The sequence below is a fragment of the Acinetobacter sp. AYS6 genome (assembly GCF_025630795.1).
Lineage (GTDB): Bacteria > Pseudomonadota > Gammaproteobacteria > Pseudomonadales > Moraxellaceae > Acinetobacter.
In genome coordinates this window covers 50,731-69,137 of the sequence record NZ_JAOTNV010000011.1, presented here as the reverse complement: position 1 = coordinate 69,137, position 18,407 = coordinate 50,731, and the positions used below count along the sequence as shown (strand labels likewise).

The following is an 18,407-nucleotide window of genomic DNA, read 5'->3' as shown; positions in this document are numbered from 1 at the left end:
GATCACGGATGAATATCGCCTTTATCGGTCTAGGCAATATGGGCGGCAGAATGGCCCATAACCTACTTAAAGCCGGAATCAAAGTTTACGGTTATGACCTCAGTGAAGTTGCTATTCAGCACTTCGCCGAGGCAGGTGGGGTGGTGTGTGATAGCCCACAGGATGCAGCAAAACAAGCTGATGTGGTCATTAGCATGTTGCCTGCGGCCAAGCATGTTAAAGACGTTTACTTGGGTGAAAATGGTGTATTGGAAGTGCTAAAAGCAGGTAGCTTATGCATTGATAGCAGTACCATTGACCCACAAACCATTAAAGACATTGCCGCTGTTGCAGAGAGCAAAAATATTAAAATCTGTGATGCGCCAGTTTCTGGTGGAACCATTGGGGCTCAAGCGGGAACTCTAACCTTTATGGTGGGTGCTGATGATCAAACCTTTAATGAAGTAAAACCTGTACTTAGCCACATGGGCAAAAATATTGTTCATTGTGGTGATGTCGGCGCAGGTCAAATTGCCAAAATCTGCAACAACCTGATTTTAGGTATTTCAATGGCTGCTGTTGCTGAAGGTATGGCACTCGGTGCGAAGTTGGGCATTGACCCGCATGCACTGGCAGGCGTTATTAACACCTCAAGTGGTCGTTGTTGGAGTTCGGACGTATGTAACCCATGGCCGCATATTAATGAAAATGCCCCAGCATCTCGAGGCTATCAAGATGGCTTTGCGACTCAGCTGATGCTAAAAGATTTAGGACTCGCTGTAGAGGCTGCGGGCCAAGTCAAACAGCCAGTTGTATTAGGTGGCATGGTACAGCAGCTGTATCAGCAAATGTGCATGCGTGGTAATGCCAACCTCGATTTTTCGAGCATTATTCAGCAATACCTGCCACAAGAGGCATAACGATAAAGCCAAAGGATGGCTTTAAACACATTAAACCCTGTCGTGAATAACAACAAATCCGGACTGAGGGAAAAGATATGATGGATTATCAAAATGCTGCACAGACTTTCGATTTGGAAAGCGCTGCAAAACAGATGTTGTCAGGTTCACTTGATGCCTTAAATGCTTGTTATGAATGCTGTGATCGACACACAGATGGCGACAAAATTGCGCTATATTGGCAAGGAAAAGACGGACGAAAAGAGCAATATACCTTCCGTGAATTAAAAGAGTGGTCGAGTCAGTTTGCTAACTTTTTAAAATCACAAGGTGTGAAAGCAGGCGACCGTATTTCAGGTCTATTACCAAGAACACCTGAACTGATCGTGACTATTTTTGCAGCTTGGCGAATTGGTGCAGTCTATCAACCCTTATTTACTGCGTTTGGCCCAAAGGCGATTGAGCACCGTATTCAGCTTGCACAAAGTAAGCTGGTAGTGACCGATATGGGCAACCGTAGCAAGCTTGATGAAATTGAAAATTGCCCTGCAATTGTGACGGTGGCCGACGCACAAGGTACTCCGCTTAAAGCAGGCGATTTTAACTTTTGGAATGAAGTGAAGCAGCAGTCCGATCAATGCGATCTGATCATGCGTAGCATCCAAGATCCTTTCTTGCTCATGTTTACTTCAGGTACTACAGGTCCTGCCAAACCATTGGAAGTGCCTTTAAAAGCACTGATTGCTTTTGGTCGATATATGCAAGATGCCATTGGTTTAACCGAAGAAGATTCATTCTGGAATATTGCCGATCCGGGTTGGGCGTATGGTTTGTACTATGCGATTACTGGGCCGTTATTCTTGGGCCACGCTACTTTGTTCTATGAAGGTGGTTTCAGCACAGATAGCCTATGCCAAATTGTGAAAGATTATAAAATTAACAACTTGGCAGGTGCTCCGACTGCTTACCGCATGATGATGGCGGCTGATCCAGCACAAATGGCGCCGTTAAAAGGGCAGTTCCGTGTCGTGAGCAGTGCAGGTGAACCGCTGAATCCAGAAGTAATTCGCTGGTTTAAACAAGTACTTGATGCTCCGATTTATGATCACTATGGGCAAACTGAAGTGGGCATGGTGGTGTGTAATCATCATGGTTTAAAACATGAAATTCATGCTGGTTCAGCAGGTTTCCCAAGTCCGGGCTACCGTGTTGCGATTGTCAATGAACAAGGTGAAGAGCTTCCAGCGGACACCCCAGGAATTTTAGCAGTCGACATTAGCCAGTCTCCAATGATGTGGTTTGGTGGCTATAAAGAAAGCCGTAAATCGCCATTTGTTGGTCATTACTACTTAACGGGCGACACTGCCGAGTTACATGCCGATGGCAGCATGAGCTTTGTAGGGCGCAGTGATGATGTGATCACCACATCGGGTTATCGGATTGGGCCATTCGATGTGGAAAGCGCTTTACTCGAACATGATGCAGTGGTTGAGGCCGCAGTGATTGGTGTGCCTGACCCAGACCGTACCGAAGTAGTTAAGGCATTTGTAATTTTAGCTGCGGATGCTCAACCTTCAGATGCACTTGCTGAACAACTCAGCCAATTTGTTAAAAGACGACTTTCTGCACATGCGTACCCACGTTTAGTTGAATTTGTGAGTGAATTACCTAAAACTCCAAGTGGTAAAATTCAGCGCTTTTTATTGCGTAATCAAGAAATTGCTAAACAACAAGCTAAAGCAGGGTAAAGGAAATAACAATGCAATTTACCGAAGAACAATTACTCATTCGTGATATGGCGAAAAGTTTCGCCCAAGAACAAATTAAGCCTCATGCCAGCGATTGGGATCGAGACGGGACATTCCCGAAAGACACATTGACTCAAATGGGGCAACTCGGTTTTATGGGTATGCTTGTTTCAGAGCAATGGGGCGGTTCAGACACGGGTAACTTAGCTTATGTACTGGCACTCGAAGAAGTTGCGGCAGCAGATGGCGCAACTTCGACCATCATGAGTGTACATAACTCGGTTGGTTGTGTGCCTATTTTAAAATTTGGTACCGATGAGCAAAAAGAGCGTTTTTTAAAACCTCTGGCACAAGGTGAAATGATCGGTGCTTTTGCTTTAACCGAACCACATACAGGTTCAGATGCGGCAGCTCTTAAAACCCGAGCAGTGAAAGATGGCGATGAGTACATTTTAAATGGCGCCAAGCAGTTTATTACCTCGGGTAATAATGCAGGCGTGATTATTGTGTTTGCAGTGACCGATCCGAGCGCAGGTAAAAAGGGTATTAGCGCATTTTTAGTCCCACGCGAGACACCGGGTTATGAAGTGATTCGTGTTGAAGAAAAACTAGGTCTGCATGCTTCAGATACGTGTCAGATTGCGCTGACCGATGTGCGTATTCATAAAAGCCTGATGCTTGGCAAAGAAGGTGAGGGCTTGAAAATCGCTCTTGCCAATTTAGAAGGTGGACGTATTGGTATTGCTGCACAAGCAGTTGGTCTAGCACGTGCGGCGCTCGAAGAAGCGACTCGCTATGCCAAAGAGCGTATTACTTTTGGAAAACCAATTTTTGAGCATCAAACCATCGCTTTTCGCCTTGCTAGCATGGCAACTGAAATTGAAGCAGCGAGACAACTGGTTCACTACGCTGCGCGTTTAAAAGAAGCAGGTCAACCGTGTCTCAACGAAGCTTCAATGGCCAAGTTATTTGCTTCAGAAATGACTGAGCGTGTGTGCTCGAGTGCGCTACAAGTGTTTGGTGGCTATGGCTATCTCAGAGATTTCCCAATTGAACGTATTTATCGTGATGCGCGTATTTGTCAAATTTATGAAGGCACAAGTGATATCCAGCGTTTAGTCATCGCACGTAGTCTATAAAATCAGAACAAGGAATAAATAATGCAGTGGCAAAGTATTTTATTAGAAAAGCGTAATGGGGTTGGACTGATTACATTAAATCGCCCTCAAGCGCTCAATGCTTTAAACAGTGAATTAATTAGTGAAATTAATCAGGCATTAGATCAGCTCGAAAAAGACCGCGAAATTGGTTGCATCGTATTGGCAGGTTCTGAAAAAGCTTTTGCCGCAGGTGCAGACATTAAAGAAATGGCTGATTTAGCATTTCCTGATATTTATTTAGATGACTTTTTTCATCTTGCAGACCGTATTGCACAGCGCCGTAAACCTCTAATTGCTGCGGTCAGCGGCTATGCATTAGGTGGTGGCTGTGAATTGGCGCTGATGTGTGACTTTATTTATTGTGCTGACAACGCCAAGTTTGGCTTACCTGAAGTCACCTTAGGGGTAATTCCGGGTATTGGTGGCACACAACGCTTAACCCATGCTATTGGTAAGGCCAAAGCAATGGAAATGTGTTTTACCGCTCGTCAAATGGGCGCTGTAGAAGCAGAGCAAAGTGGTTTAGTCGCACGTGTGTTTAGCAAAGAAGAATTACTTGAACAAACCTTGCAAGCAGCTGAAAAAATTGCGGCACGATCTTTAACTGCAAACATGATGCTCAAAGAAACTATTAACCGTGCTTTTGAAGTAAACCTCACAGAAGGCTTACGTTTTGAAAGACGTATGTTCCATTCAATTTTTGCAACATCTGACCAAAAAGAAGGAATGCAGGCGTTCGTTGAAAAACGAAAACCAAATTTTAAAAATCAATAAGAGATCAATAAAATGAATACAGAAAATCACTTAATGATTGAGCGACAAGGTAAGCTTGGCGTGATTACCTTAGACCGTGTGTCTCATCTCAATGCATTGTCGCTAGATATGATCAAAAGTATTGGTGCCCAATTAGAACTGTGGCGAAATGATGATGCTGTTGAGGCTATCTTAATCAAATCAAATAGTCCAAAAGCCTTCTGTGCAGGTGGCGATATTCGCTATCTCTACGACAGTTATAAAAATGGCACGGCCGACTACAAAGGGTACTTTAGTGCCGAATATAAAATGCTAAATGTACTGCGTGAATATGCAAAGCCAGTCATTGTTATGCTTGATGGCTATGTATTAGGTGGCGGTTTTGGCTTGGCTCAGGCTTGTCACATTGTGGTAAGCAGCGAAAAGTCTAGATTTGCCATGCCTGAAACAGCGATTGGTTTTTTCCCAGACGTTGGCGCAACGCATTTCTTGTCTCGCCTTGATGATATTGGTGTTTATATGGCCATTACGGGTGAGCAGATCAGCAGTAGCGATGCACTTTACCTCGATTTAATTGACTACCATGTCCCAAGCGAGCAGTTACAAGCTTTGCAAGATGCTCTTGTTGAAGCACCAAGTTTAACTAAAGAGGGAATTGAGCACATCATTACCCGATTTATTACCCGTCCTGCTGAAAGTGAGCTCAAACAGTTGGCGGAAGGTATTCGTAAACACTTCGGATATCAGCATTTAGATGAAATCGAGCAAAGTCTTGAAAATGAAAAAGATGAAAGCTTAAAAACTTGGGCAAACAAGATGCTCAGTATTTTGCAGCAGCGTTCGTTTATTGCTAAACAAACCAGTTTAAAACTGCAACATTTAGGCCGTGGGCTTTCTTTACCGCAGTGTATGCAGCTTGAACGTGATTTACAGGATATCTGGTTTGAGCATGGTGACTTTATTGAAGGTGTCCGCGCTCTCATTGTCGATAAAGACAAACAACCACAGTGGCAAGAACGTAATTCGAAATTTGAGCCAATTTTAGAAAAATTGAGCTAAACCGAATTACAAAAATATAAAAAGCTTAAGGAGATAAAGCGTGACCTGAAAATGCTTATGGTCAGGGCTGGTCATAAGCATAAAAAAGACAAAACAAGAAAATCTAAAAAGGATATTACGATGCAAACAGTACATGGAAACGGTTCAACTACTAAAAAGTCGTCACATCGATTAGCAGGCATCTCTAGCATGGTCGGCACCACCATTGAGTGGTATGACTTTTTTATTTACGGTGCGGCGGCGGCACTGATTTTTAATAAATTATTTTTCCCAAATCTAGATGCCCTTACGGGTGTGCTTGCTGCATTTGCCACCTATGCCGTTGGGTTTATTGGGCGACCACTAGGAGGGCTAGTCTTTGGTCATTTTGGTGACAAGATTGGTCGTAAATCGATGTTGCTGCTAACTCTAATGCTCATGGGAATCCCAACAGTACTGATTGGCTTATTACCGACTTACGAATCAATTGGTTACTGGGCTGCCATTTGTTTGGTTGTCTTGCGATTCATTCAAGGGATGGCAATGGGCGGTGAATGGGGCGGTGCTGTGCTCATGGCCGTTGAACATGCGCCCGAAGGCGGTAAGGGTTTTTGGGGAAGTTTGCCTCAAGCCAGTACCGGTGGCGGTTTAATGCTAGCTTCAATCGCACTAGGACTGGTCTCGTTATTACCTGAACAAGCACTGTTTAGCTGGGGTTGGCGTTTACCGTTTCTTGCCAGCATTATTTTACTGGCAGTGGGTTGGTACATTCGAGTGAAAGTGCCTGAATCACCAGATTTTGAAAAAGTAAAACAGCAGTCCGAAGAAGTCAAAGTTCCTGCTTTACAAGTTTTTAAAAATCATCCGAAGCAACTTATCACCATTATTTTAGCGCGTGCTGCCGAAAACGCATGGTTCTATATTGCTTCAACCTTTACATTGGCTTATACCACTGCACAACTTGGCATCGCACGCCAAGACATTTTGTTCGCTACCATTTGCGGTGCAATAGTCATTCTATTTATGACACCATTATGTGGGCATTTGTCAGATAAAGTCGGTCAACGCAATATGTTCATGTTTGGCCTATGCATATTGGCACTTTACTGCTATCCATTTTTCACCATGCTCAACACAAAAGACCCAGTATTAGTCTGGACAGCAATTGTTTTAGCAATTGGCGTGGTCTTTCCAATTATGTACGCACCACAAGCTCAGCTTTTTGCCCGTCAATTTCCGGCAGAAATTCGATATAGCGGAATCTCAATTTCGGTACAGTTGGCTGGGGTACTTGGTGGTGGTTTAGCACCGTTAATTGCGACCAAACTTTTAAGTATCGGGCAGGGTAATCCTTATTTAATTATGATTTATATTGGATCTATGGCTATTGTTGCGATTATATCGACCTCATTTATGCCGCGTGATTGGCAGATTAAAACTGATGAGGCTTACCATAAGAAATCAGAATTAAATTTGAAAACCAAAATTACTAAGCAGTCTTAATAATAAGTTTGATTCTTTCAAATAGAGAAAAGCCCTAATCTTTTGACTAGGGCTTTTAAAATTGAGCGAGTGAATTGATTTAACCCACTACACTTCAATCAAGCATGCAAACATAGCATATCCATCGATAACCATTGGCGGTCCTGCACGATGGGCGCGAAAACCCGCGGCACGTAATAACCGCTCTACCCCAAGAGGTGAGGTGGTAATAAGTTGTTTTGCACCTTGTTCTCTCGCGAAGTTGATCGCTTCTTGCAGAATTGCAATAGAAACTGGGGATGACACGGCTTGATTAGCGGAGGCCGGCGGATTCGAGAAATCTACGGCTGAAAATCTTGATAATTCCCAAATTTCTGGTGAGCAAGGAATAGGCATTCCATTCATTAATTGAGGAAATATTTCACCCAGTAAATAGGGTTGAGTCGTGGGTAGTAGTCTGGCACAGCCAATAATATTGGATTCTCTATCTTGAGCGACGACGTAAGCTGTATCGACTTTATCAAATTGATCTAGTTCTTCATTATTTGGACAGTTCAACTCCCAACCCAAATGTTCAACAAATACCTTGTAGCGGTAACTTTTAAATTTGGTATATAGGCCTTCTGAAAAATTGTTTTGGAATCCAGCAATAATATTCATTACAAGTGCTTCCACTTATTTTTCAGGCGACTTTACTCGACAGCTGAAAAGGTGGTAACTGTAAGAATTTACAGGTTTCTACGAGAAAATTGGACTTAATTTAGTCTTTGTTTGCGTTGTATTGATTTGAGCATAAATGAACTGTTCCCAAAACAAAGAATCTATCTTTTTTTCGATTAATGTTTCAGTAACATCAAATCCAATATCTGTACCAGATAAATCAACAATCATGATATTGCTTCGAGGTAGCCCAATTCGTTTTAAGCTAGCAATTCCATTGTTCTCAATAAATTCCCAGTCCCATCCGGTACTTAAAGCTGGGCTTCGTGCTGTTGCCCATTCAGTAAACCCACAATATAGAATTTGGGAGTCTTCAATTTGTGTAGTTTCAACAATAGATATGAGGTGTTGGAGGGGGTAATTCATAAGCTGGATTTCATTCATCCGAATAAAACCATCTGTTGAGATTGAAAAATCAGGGGGGATTGTGACCATACTACCTATTCAAGTGACTTGAATTACAGTTCTATAGATAAATAACATAAATTATTGCTAACAAAATACTGTTAGGTTTTACAGGTTAGCCGTAATCTGATGGTACACAACGTTAAGCTGTTCTTTAGAAAGTACTTCGAGCGGGGAGTTTTTCTTACGCAGAAATTAAGCCATCTATAGCCTCAATAGGCAAGTTGCTTGTTTCAAGATTATCAATAGGTTAAGTTCCTTATATATATTGTAGATAATATCTATCCTATTATTAAAATAATATTTTCGAAATCATTTTCATTATTATACGTTTCATTGAATAATAAATAAAAAATCTATACTGCTAGTATCAATAGTAGACGTTATTCTTTAGTTAAATTAATAGAAATATACAAATAAGAAGAAATAACAGGCTCCTTTTTAAAATAAAAAATACTCATTTTTGGAATAAAATGCATCGTGTAAATTTGAGGCTTTCAAGCATAATTCGCCTATGCAATATAACAACCTTAAAAAGCTTTCTGAAACCAGTTTATCCGGAAAATTTACCACCCTCTCAGGCTCAAAAATGTTGTTAATTGGATTATGAATTCACTATATGCAACTAAATAAAAATGATTTAGACATGAGGTTTAATGAGAGTAAATGGAAAATTGGCAAGAAGATCTACTATCAGCATCTCTGATGGTAAAAAATGAATATCAGCTATTTGAGGTGGTCAAATCTACAGCTTCAAAGCTTGGATTTGATTATTGTGCTTATGGTATGCAGTCGCCATTATCTATTGCTGAACCCAAAACGATTATGCTGAATAATTATCCCGAAGCATGGCAGAAGCGTTATGTTAAACAGCAATATGTGAGGGTAGATCCAACCGTACAGCATTGTATGCTATCACTTCAGCCTCTTGTCTGGTCGAGCCAATCTGCGAACACACAATCTCAAAAAGATTTTTGGGAGGAGGCGCGTTCTTATGGTTTAAACGTCGGTTGGGCACAGTCAAGCCGTGACTTTATTGGTACAAGGGGAATGCTAACTCTAGCAAGATCCACTGACCAATTATCAGAAAAAGAGCAGAAAGCTCAATATACCAATATGTTTTGGTTGTCTCAGACAGTCCATTCCAGTATTGCTAAAATTGTGAATGAAGCAGAATTTGCTCAGTTTAATCTTTATTTAACGAATCGGGAAAAAGAGGTTCTACGTTGGACTGCGGAAGGAAAAACATCAGCAGAGATTGCTCAGATTCTCGGGGTAACTGAAAGAACAGTAAATTTTCATCTCGGAAATTCAATGCAGAAGCTGAATGTGAATAATAAAATTTCAGCAGCGATTAGAGCTGTAATGTTAGGGATTTTATAGCGATAGATATATAAACAATAGAAAATTTTAATATTGGATTTTAATAAGATAAATTATTATTGGATGCATTTTAAAAATAAAATTAATTTATTTAAATGGTTTTTAATTAAGAGTGTTGAAATTAAAATTAAAGTTATATAGGAAATCTTATTTATAAAGATTTTTTTTGTTTTAAAAATTAATTTGATAGAATAATTTAATTTAAAATATTTTTTACTTAATGATAAAATAACAAATAAATGAATTTTATGAATAAAAATATTTTTAATGGATATTCTTATATTAAAAATAGGTATTTACGTTTTATTGATTTTCGTAATTTAAAATTTATTGATTTATAGGGATGTATATCAGTCAAGATGCTGTAAATAATTTTAAGCTACTCAAATGCAAATTAAAGTATTTTTCTTTGGGAGCTTTATCCTTACAAATAAAGGCTATGAGGGGATCTTACCAGAATCACTTATTGCCCTTAAGAAAAGCAAATAAACAGTATATTAGATTCTAACGACATGTTCTTCAATCAAGAGACTCACAAAATAAGAATATGTACAGACCATATCGTTGGCATGCTAAAAACCTTTAAAAATACTATTAAATATTAACGAAATAAGGCTAAAAGATTGGGTTAGGGATTTAATGTAAGTGCCATTCTTCACAATATTGAACTGAATAAAAATAATTTATGAAAATATCTAATTTCTTAATTTTTAATAAAAACAGGCCAACCTGTAAACCCTTACAGGTGTAATAAAAAACACTCGCACATAAAATATAATGTGAATTTATATTTTAAACAAAAAGTATATTCATTTTTTATTAAAAGCCCCAGCTAGAAGTGTCATTTCTGAATTAGCGAGTTTAAAGGGTGAATTATAATTAATCGGAGTAAGTTATGGCTGTAATGGATACGGATAATATCATTGCAACATTGGAATCCCACGCAAATTTAAATGGAACTAAGGTTGCTTTCGAATATTTAGGACGGCAATCCGGTGGTATTCAGTCTCTGACGTATGAAGATTTGAACGTGCGGATTCAACGTCAAGCCCAAATATTAATGAATCTTGTAGACAATGGCGATCGTGCCGTGTTGCTGTTCGAGCCTGGGCTAGATTTTATTGTATCGTTCTTTGCCTGTCTAAAAGCTAAAATTATCGCTGTACCAGTCAGTTTGCCGTTTAATCGCAATGGTTTTTCTAATATTTTGAATATTATGAATGACTGTGAACCAAAGATAGTACTCACAACAAAAAAGATTCTTGAGCTATCAGGACTGATCACATTAAAAGCTCAAAATGAAAGTTTAATACTGCATGCTGTTGATGCTGAATTGCAGCGTGATTTGGTAGAAAAGGATTTTCCTTATATTGATGAAGATGATGTTTGCTTCCTTCAATATACTTCTGGGTCAACAGGTTGGCCTAAAGGTGTGATCGTCACACATAAAAATATCATGGCAAACGAGGTCATGATTGCTGAAGCTTTTGGCACAAAACCTGATGATATCGGACTTACATGGCTACCTGTCTATCACGACATGGGCTTGATCGGCTCAGTTTTGCAGACCGTGTACGTGGGTCTAACCTGCTATGTGATGTCACCGCTAGATTTTATCCGTAAACCCCTTAAGTGGCTGCAATTCATTAGCGAAAAAGGTGTCACGATTAGTGGTGGACCAAACTTTGCCTATGAATTGTGTCTGCATCGCATCACTGATGAGCAGGCTGCATCGCTTGATCTGAGCCGTGTGCGTGTGATGTTTAACGGTGCCGAGCCAATCAAAGCTCATGTTATGCAGAGCTTCATGAAGAAGTTCAATACTCAGTCGAAATTGAGACTGGATACTTTCTTACCGTGCTATGGCTTGGCAGAAGGGACGCTCTTGGTCAGTGGGGTGACTGGTCCTCTCAACGCTATTTCAATCGATCGTGACAAGTTAAATGCTCATTTGGTACAGGCCAGTCAGGATCAGACCGCTGTACAAGTGGTGAGTTGTGGCAAGATCTCCGCACACATTGAATGCCGCATCGTTAATCCACATACCCGTAAAGAAGTAGAGGCTCATGAAGTCGGTGAAATTTGGCTAGCAGGAGAGAGTGTTACAGCAGGCTACTGGCAGAAGCCAGAGGTCAATCAGGAAACCTTTGAAGCGACCATCCTTAACGAGGCAGGCCAGCCAAATCAAGAGTATTACTTAAGAACGGGTGATATGGGCTTTATTAAAGATGGAGACCTATATGTAACTGGCCGTCTTAAAGATGTGATTATCATCCGTGGCAAGAACTATTATCCCCAAGATATCGAGTGCTCTGTTGAAACGGCTCATCCTGCTGTTCGTAAAGGCTGTGTTGCAGCAGTAAATTTTGCTGATTCTGACGGCGTTACGGTTGTACTTGAGATCAAAAAGAAATCACTAGATAAAACTCTTAATTTTGAAACCATTAGAACTCAGGTTAAAGAACAAGTGGCGGCTGATATTGGATTGCCTGTAGAAGGTGTCTATTTACTGCATCAAGGTCGAATAAATAAGACCACTAGCGGCAAAATTAGAAGAAGAAAAATTAAAGAGCAGATCGAACGCGGTCAACTGGTCTGTTTAACCCATCCAAACCGTAGAACGGTGATTGCTCGAAACTATGTCAAAAACGGCTTAGAAGTCATCCGTGATCGTGAGCAGCGGGGGCAATTGATTCGTTATAGCTCCAATCTACTCAACTCAATGATCAAGGAACGAGAAGTGCGCGCGCTCATTTTTAATCGACTCAAAAGTGCTTTGTTTTAATTCTTACCCTTTAATCCTTTGAGCAAAAATTCATGTCACTTACGTCCAATTTGCGGCAGTTTCAATCTGCTGCTCGTCTGGAGCAAATTTTAGGCTCCGTACATGATACTAATAATGATTTTTCTTGGTCCGCAGCTATCGAGCGCGATGAGAAAGAGCAATACCCTCAGCGAGCTGTTGATTTTCTGAATGCTGTGGGCATGAACCGTTTTTATGTACCTTCAGAGCTTGGAGGTCGCATGGAAATTGGTGAAGAGTTGTTGTATCTACACCGCGTGCTGGCACGACGTGATCTAACCATCAATTCGACCTATAGCACGAATGCTTGGTCTGTGATCGTATGGATCGGCGGTAACCCTAATCAATGCCAAAATATCGCCAGTCGGATTTTGAGTGGTGCTGCACCAGCGCTGGCTTATAGTGAGAAAGCGCATGGAGCTGATCTGTTATCCAGTGAAGTAACTGCACAAGCGAATGAAAGCAAGTACATCTTAAATGGCGAAAAATGGTCGATCAATCGCGCGACTCTTGGTGACTCTTTAAGTCTGATTGCTAAAACGTCGGATGACCGTGGACCACGTAGCCTGAGTGCATTCTGGCTTGATAAGCGTCAGATGGTTTCTAAAGGAACCTATAGCCTGAACCGTCTGCCAACAGTGGGTATGCGTGGGTTAGATATCAGTGGTATCGGCTTTAATAATGCTGAAATTCACAAAGATGCTCTGATCGGCGAAGAAGGTCAGGGCTTAGAGCTTGGACTCAAAACGCTACAGGTGACGCGTGCATATTGTAGTAGTTTCTCTTTGGGTGCGGGCGATACGATGCTGCGCATCGCGACTGAGTTTGCTATTGAGCGTGAGTTGTATAACAAAAAAGTAATAAGCATTCCGCTGGTGCGTGAGCAACTGGCTACAGCTTATGCCTATCTATTGGCTGCTGAGGTGTTGTCACTCGTTGGTGCGCGTGGGTTACACGTTTGTATCAATCAGTTCAGCACATGGTCACCGATCATTAAAGTACTGGTGCCTGAGTATGTAGAGTCACTCGCTAAGATCACTTCCTCAGTACTTGGATCGCGTTTTTTCTTAAGAAATGCATATGCTGATGGAATGTACCAGAAAGCATTCAGAGACCATCTGATTGTTAGTGTGTTTGACGGCAGTAGCACTGTCTGTCTAGACAGTCTGAGTTTTCAGCTCAAATCTGCCAATAAAGGGCGTAGCAAAAAAGTAAACCATCTCGACCAAGCCGAAGCTAAAGCACGCTATCGCCAACTGTATGACTTACAGGTGGAAACGGACGCTATTGATTTTCGCGAGCTTGAGATTTTCAACCGCGATGGTGACTTGGTGATGGAGTCACTGGGAACGATCATCGAGATGCTCAACGATGCGGACGTTACAGAGGGACTGACTGCTGAGATTCTGTCCCCGTTACGTGAACGTGCTGATCAACTTCTTATCGAGCAGCGCACGCTAGATCAAAAAATTCAGGATTATTTCTCAAATTCAGAAGCGGCTAAAGAGTTTGAAACATTACGTTTCAGCTTGGCCCGCGACTATGCCGAGTTATTTGCTCGCATTGCTGTGCTGGGTTTTTGGATCTTTAACCGTCATGGTTTAAGACCTGCTTTGCAGGATGGTGCATGGCTGATCATTTTCCTAAATGCTGCTGAAGGGCAGACATCCCCTCCAATGACATCACTACGTGAAAGCACTTCGGCAGATTTGCTAGACCGAATTTCAACCAACCATATGTTATCTGTCATCGATTTTGGACTGGCACCGCGTGATGCCAAACCGGTTAAAGAGGAAATTACCCAATGAATAAAGATAACGCCTACTGGAGCGCCATCATTCGTACGCTAGTAGCCAAAGAAATGCGCGTAGAGCCTGAGACTCTTGATCCACAGCAAAAATTTACCAGTTATGGTCTTGATTCGATTGTCGCTTTGTCGGTGTCTGGGGATTTAGAAGATCTGACACAACTGGAGCTTGAGCCAACACTACTATGGGATTACCCAACAATTAATGAGTTGGCTGAATATATTGTTTCTCAGTTGCAGCAGGGAGTTGCTTCGTGAATAACCTTGTACGACTGGAACCTGCAATTTTATCGCGCCATGCGATTTCTGCAGAACAGCTCGGCATCTGGTATATCCAGCGGCTTGAGTCAAATTGCAGTGCCTACAATATGGTGGTGGCCTTTGATGTGAAGGTCCACCAATCATTGGGCAATAAGCCGATGGAGATTCTAGAGGCGGTCATGCAGGATTATCCGCTGCTACGTGTAAGCATGCCTGCCAATGATCAGGGTATTGAGCAACTTATCTGGGATCGTGTGTATCCGAATATCGTCTTCTCTGATGTTCGCCATGTCGAGGCATCTGATTTGACCCAATTAGTCGAGCAGGATACTAAACAGCCGTTTGACCTGACTCAGCCTCCGCTGTGGCGTATTCATTGTTATGAACGTGGTGAAAATCACTATGTGATTGCGGTTGTAATTCATCATGCCCTTATGGATTTCTGGTCAATTGGTCTTTTGCTGCGTGATATCTGCAAACGTTTTGGACTAGTTACAGAGTCAGACGTAGTGAACGGAATTGAGTTCGCACATTATGCCGATAAGCAGCAGAGTACTGCGATCGATGATGCTGATGAGAGTCTACTTTTCTGGAAAAATGCGTTACAACATGCACCGCACGTGCATAGCCTTCCGCTTGATTATCCTCGTCCGGCTGTACAGCAACACAAAGGTAGCTCACTGGTGTTCCGTGTACCTGAATCAGTGTCGTCTGGACTTGTGAACTTAGCGAAAGATTATGAGATCACGCTGTTTGGACTTGTACTATCTGGTTTCTATATCCTGCTACACAAGTTATCGAATGAAAATGAACTCGTTATCGCCACACCGGTAGCTGGTCGACTTGAACGCTCTCTACGCAATGCACTGGGGCAGTTTGTCAATACGATTGCTATTCACATGGACATCGATGCTGATCAGACTTTACGTCAATTTACTCAGCAGGTGCAGGAACAATTAAGACAGAGTCTCAAGCATCAAAAAGTTGCCTTTTCTAGAGTGGTTGAGGCTGTTTCACCCAAGCGTGACGGCAGTATTAACCCATTGGCTCAGGTGGGAATGTTCTGGGAACGTCTAGGTGGTATGGATGAGTTTAAAGAACTACTCTTGCCAATCCAGACCCCAGCGACTTTGGTCGGCCAAGACCTGACCTTAGGCAGTTTTCCAGTTCGCCAGCAAGAAGGTCAATTAGATCTTACGCTGGAAATGGGCGGTGAATATCAAGGCGAATTGGTTGGCGTACTGAAATACAACTCCGAGTTATTTTCTGCACAGTCTGCCGAGAATATGGTGCAACTGCTGCAAGCTGTACTATCAGAGATGGTGGCTCATCCTGAACGTAAGATCGTTGAGTTAGATATCGCACCTGATTATGTGGATGGCATCCAGTTTGAGGCCCTACGTGGTCAGGCTACTGATTATCCTCAACATGATCTACTTGGAATGATTCTAAAGCAGATTGATGAGCGTGGTGATAATCATGCTTTAACCTCGAAGGATCATGCGGTTAGCTACGGTGAGTTAGGTCAACATATCGCTGGTATTGCTGAATATTTGCGTGCGCATGGCGTTACCGGTGGCGATCGTGTAGGTCTCATGTTAGATCGTACCGCGTTATTACCAGCAGCAATTCTCGGGATCTGGGCGGCAGGAGCAGCTTATGTACCGCTAGATCCTAATTTCCCAAGTGAACGTTTGCACAACATCATCGAAGATGCTGGACCTAAAGTCATCTTGACTCAAACCGAGTTGATGGATGCTCTTAACGTTTCTGTACCGCGTTTAGATATCAATCAAGCTGGCGTTGTGCCGCTAGAGCAAGTGCGCGAAACGCTGGCCTTTGGTGAAACCGCTTATGTGATGTACACCTCAGGCTCCACAGGTAAGCCTAAAGGCGTGCGTATTGGGCATCCTTCAATCATCAATTTCTTGCTATCTATGAATGATAGATTGCAAATAACGACTGAGACTCGGTTGTTAGCAATCACCACGTATGCATTTGATATCTCGATTCTTGAGTTGCTTATTCCGCTGATGTACGGCGGTGTAGTGCATGTTTGCCCACGTGAGGTATCACAAGACGGCAACCAATTGGTGGATTATCTAAATACTAAGTCTATCAATGTTTTGCAGGCAACACCGGCTTCTTGGAAAATGCTTTTAGATAGCGAGTGGAGCGGTAATACAGGGTTAACTGCACTCTGTGGAGGCGAAGCACTAGATACTATTCTTGCAGAAAAACTGCTGGGTAAAGTCGGCTGTCTTTGGAATGTCTATGGACCGACCGAAACTACGGTATGGTCAAGTGCGGCTCGTATCACTGATGCAAAATTTATTGATTTAGGCGAACCACTGGCGAATACCCAGCTTTATGTTCTTGATGAACAGCAACGCTTAGTCCCACCGGGCGTCATGGGAGAGCTTTGGATTGGGGGTGATGGTCTAGCAGTTGATTACTGGCATCGACCTGAACTGACAGATGCTCAATTTAGAACTTTGCCATCCCTTCCAAATGCTGGTCGACTCTATCGTACCGGAGATAAAGTCTGTCTGCGTACCGATGGAAGTTTGACTCATCATGGACGTCTAGATTTCCAAGTCAAGATTCGTGGATTCCGTATTGAACTAGGCGAAATCGAGAATGTTATCAAACAGATCGACGGTATCACCGATGCAGTTGTACTGGTTAAGAGTACAGCCAGCAACGATCAAAAACTGGTGGCTTATTTAACTGGACATGAGATTGATATTGCTAGTTTGAAAAAGACGATGCAAATCCATCTACCAGCTTACATGGTACCAAATACGTTTATGACGTTGGATGAATTTCCAATGACGGCCAACAATAAGTTGGATCGTAAAGCGTTTCCTGAGCCTGTGTTTGAACAAAGTAACGATTATGTTGCACCACGTGATCCGATTGAAATTGAACTCTGTACTACCTTTGAGCAGATCCTGTCGGTCAAACGGGTTGGGATATATGATGATTTTTTCGACTTGGGCGGGCATTCGTTGCTGGCTGTAAAGCTTATCAATCATCTCAAAAAGGTATTCAGTACCGACCTACCCGTTGCCTTGCTAGCACAGTACTCCACCGTGGAGCGTCTGGCTGAGATCATTCGTGACGATAAAGAGATTAAACCCTCTATTGTAATCGAGCTTCGCCGTGGAACTTACGAACAACCACTGTGGCTGTTCCATCCGATTGGTGGTAGTACCTTCTGTTATATGGAGCTTTCGCGTCATCTCAATCCGAACCGTACCTTACGTGCTATTCAGTCTCCAGGCCTGATTGAAGCAGATGCTGCTGAAGTGGCGATCGAAGACATGGCAACCCTCTATATTGCTGAAATGCAAAAGACGCAGTCTGAGGGACCTTATTTTCTGGGTGGTTGGTGCTTTGGCGGTGCAATTGCATACGAGATCAGTCATCAGTTACGTCAAATGGGACAGCAGGTCACAGGGATTGTCATGATCGATACCCGTGCTCCAATTCCAGAGAATGTGCCTGATGATGCCGACGATGCCATGCTTTTATCTTGGTTTGCCCGCGATTTAGCTGCGCCTTATGGCAAAAAGCTGACGATCCCAGCGCAATACTTGCGTGAATTGAGTCCAGATCACATGTTTGATCATGTGCTTAAAGAAGCCAAGGCCATCAATGTTCTACCTCTGGATGCGGATCCATCAGATTTCCGACTTTATTTTGATACTTATTTAGCTAATGGCATCGCACTCCAGACCTATTTCCCCGAACCCGAAGATTTTCCGATTCTCTTGGTTAAGGCCAAAGATGAGTTGGAAGATTTTGGCGAAAGTCTAGGTTGGGACCAACTGGTTAAAGACACGTTTACACAGGTGGATCTGCCTGGTGACCATTCCTCAATTATGTACGCTGAGAACGTCGTGGCTGTTGCCCAGACGATTGATCAGATGTATCCAATTCCTGCATAAAAAATACAAGAAGGTA

Annotated in this window: 13 protein-coding genes; 11 read left to right on the top strand and 2 right to left on the bottom strand. The window is 42.3% G+C overall.

Annotation, left to right across the window (positions count from 1 at the left end):
• The first annotated feature begins 8 nt into the window (after nt 1–8).
• The 6 genes from mmsB (at nt 9) to OD757_RS17015 (ending at nt 7,080) form a co-directional block, all read left to right on the top strand.
• Nucleotides 9–899, top strand: coding sequence for a 3-hydroxyisobutyrate dehydrogenase (mmsB, locus tag OD757_RS17040; protein WP_263032596.1), 891 nt, complete (start codon nt 9–11; stop codon nt 897–899).
• 77 nt (nt 900–976) lie between these two features.
• Nucleotides 977–2,626, top strand: a complete 1,650-nt coding sequence (locus tag OD757_RS17035) for an AMP-binding protein (RefSeq protein ID WP_263032595.1) — start codon at nt 977–979, stop codon at nt 2,624–2,626.
• Nucleotides 2,627–2,637: 11 nt separating this feature from the next.
• Nucleotides 2,638–3,765, top strand: coding sequence for an acyl-CoA dehydrogenase family protein (locus OD757_RS17030; protein ID WP_263032594.1), 1,128 nt, complete (start codon nt 2,638–2,640; stop codon nt 3,763–3,765).
• A 21-nt stretch (nt 3,766–3,786) separates the two neighbouring features.
• Nucleotides 3,787–4,560: an enoyl-CoA hydratase gene (locus OD757_RS17025; RefSeq protein ID WP_263032593.1), complete on the top strand. Its 774-nt coding sequence runs from the start codon at nt 3,787–3,789 to the stop codon at nt 4,558–4,560.
• Nucleotides 4,561–4,572: 12 nt separating this feature from the next.
• The gene (locus OD757_RS17020; protein ID WP_263032592.1) at nt 4,573–5,598 is read left to right on the top strand and encodes an enoyl-CoA hydratase/isomerase family protein; all 1,026 of its coding nucleotides are present in this window, start codon (nt 4,573–4,575) and stop codon (nt 5,596–5,598) included.
• Between the two features lie 120 nt (nt 5,599–5,718).
• The gene (locus OD757_RS17015; protein ID WP_204388924.1) at nt 5,719–7,080 is read left to right on the top strand and encodes an MFS transporter; all 1,362 of its coding nucleotides are present in this window, start codon (nt 5,719–5,721) and stop codon (nt 7,078–7,080) included.
• Nucleotides 7,081–7,167: 87 nt separating this feature from the next.
• Here the strand turns inward: OD757_RS17015 and abaI are convergent, their stop codons facing one another.
• Both abaI and OD757_RS17005 read right to left on the bottom strand, forming a co-directional pair.
• The gene (abaI, locus tag OD757_RS17010; protein WP_204388926.1) at nt 7,168–7,734 is read right to left on the bottom strand and encodes an acyl-homoserine-lactone synthase AbaI; all 567 of its coding nucleotides are present in this window, start codon (nt 7,732–7,734) and stop codon (nt 7,168–7,170) included.
• A gap of 63 nt (nt 7,735–7,797) precedes the next feature.
• On the bottom strand, nt 7,798–8,214 hold the full coding sequence (locus OD757_RS17005) for a DUF4902 domain-containing protein (RefSeq protein WP_263032591.1): 417 nt from the start codon (nt 8,212–8,214) through the stop codon (nt 7,798–7,800).
• A gap of 636 nt (nt 8,215–8,850) precedes the next feature.
• Here OD757_RS17005 and abaR point away from each other — a divergent pair.
• The 5 genes from abaR to OD757_RS16980 all read left to right on the top strand — a co-directional run bounded on the left by abaR (nt 8,851) and on the right by OD757_RS16980 (nt 18,391).
• Complete coding sequence (gene abaR, locus OD757_RS17000; protein ID WP_263032590.1) at nt 8,851–9,567, top strand: LuxR family transcriptional regulator AbaR; 717 nt, start codon at nt 8,851–8,853, stop codon at nt 9,565–9,567.
• 895 nt (nt 9,568–10,462) lie between these two features.
• On the top strand, nt 10,463–12,352 hold the full coding sequence (locus OD757_RS16995) for a fatty acyl-AMP ligase (protein WP_263032589.1): 1,890 nt from the start codon (nt 10,463–10,465) through the stop codon (nt 12,350–12,352).
• 50 nt (nt 12,353–12,402) lie between these two features.
• On the top strand, nt 12,403–14,178 hold the full coding sequence (locus OD757_RS16990) for an acyl-CoA dehydrogenase (RefSeq protein ID WP_263032663.1): 1,776 nt from the start codon (nt 12,403–12,405) through the stop codon (nt 14,176–14,178).
• A complete protein-coding gene (locus tag OD757_RS16985; RefSeq protein ID WP_262144518.1) occupies nt 14,175–14,435 on the top strand; it encodes an acyl carrier protein in 261 nt (86 codons plus the stop codon). Before OD757_RS16990 ends, OD757_RS16985 begins: the two co-directional genes overlap by 4 nt.
• Nucleotides 14,432–18,391 (top strand): non-ribosomal peptide synthetase, encoded by a 3,960-nt coding sequence (locus OD757_RS16980; protein WP_263032588.1) that lies wholly within the window; start codon nt 14,432–14,434, stop codon nt 18,389–18,391. Before OD757_RS16985 ends, OD757_RS16980 begins: the two co-directional genes overlap by 4 nt.
• The last annotated feature ends 16 nt before the right edge of the window (nt 18,392–18,407 follow it).

Bases quoted from the DNA above. Each gene is read 5' to 3' on its own strand.
- mmsB (WP_263032596.1), top strand. From the start codon at position 9: ATGAATATCGCCTTTATCGGTCTAGGCAATATGGGCGGCAGAATGGCC.
- OD757_RS17035 (WP_263032595.1), top strand. From the start codon at position 977: ATGATGGATTATCAAAATGCTGCACAGACTTTCGATTTGGAAAGCGCT.
- OD757_RS17030 (WP_263032594.1), top strand. From the start codon at position 2,638: ATGCAATTTACCGAAGAACAATTACTCATTCGTGATATGGCGAAAAGT.
- OD757_RS17025 (WP_263032593.1), top strand. From the start codon at position 3,787: ATGCAGTGGCAAAGTATTTTATTAGAAAAGCGTAATGGGGTTGGACTG.
- OD757_RS17020 (WP_263032592.1), top strand. From the start codon at position 4,573: ATGAATACAGAAAATCACTTAATGATTGAGCGACAAGGTAAGCTTGGC.
- OD757_RS17015 (WP_204388924.1), top strand. From the start codon at position 5,719: ATGCAAACAGTACATGGAAACGGTTCAACTACTAAAAAGTCGTCACAT.
- OD757_RS17005 (WP_263032591.1), bottom strand. From the start codon at position 8,214: ATGGTCACAATCCCCCCTGATTTTTCAATCTCAACAGATGGTTTTATT.
- abaR (WP_263032590.1), top strand. From the start codon at position 8,851: ATGGAAAATTGGCAAGAAGATCTACTATCAGCATCTCTGATGGTAAAA.
- OD757_RS16995 (WP_263032589.1), top strand. From the start codon at position 10,463: ATGGCTGTAATGGATACGGATAATATCATTGCAACATTGGAATCCCAC.
- OD757_RS16985 (WP_262144518.1), top strand. From the start codon at position 14,175: ATGAATAAAGATAACGCCTACTGGAGCGCCATCATTCGTACGCTAGTA.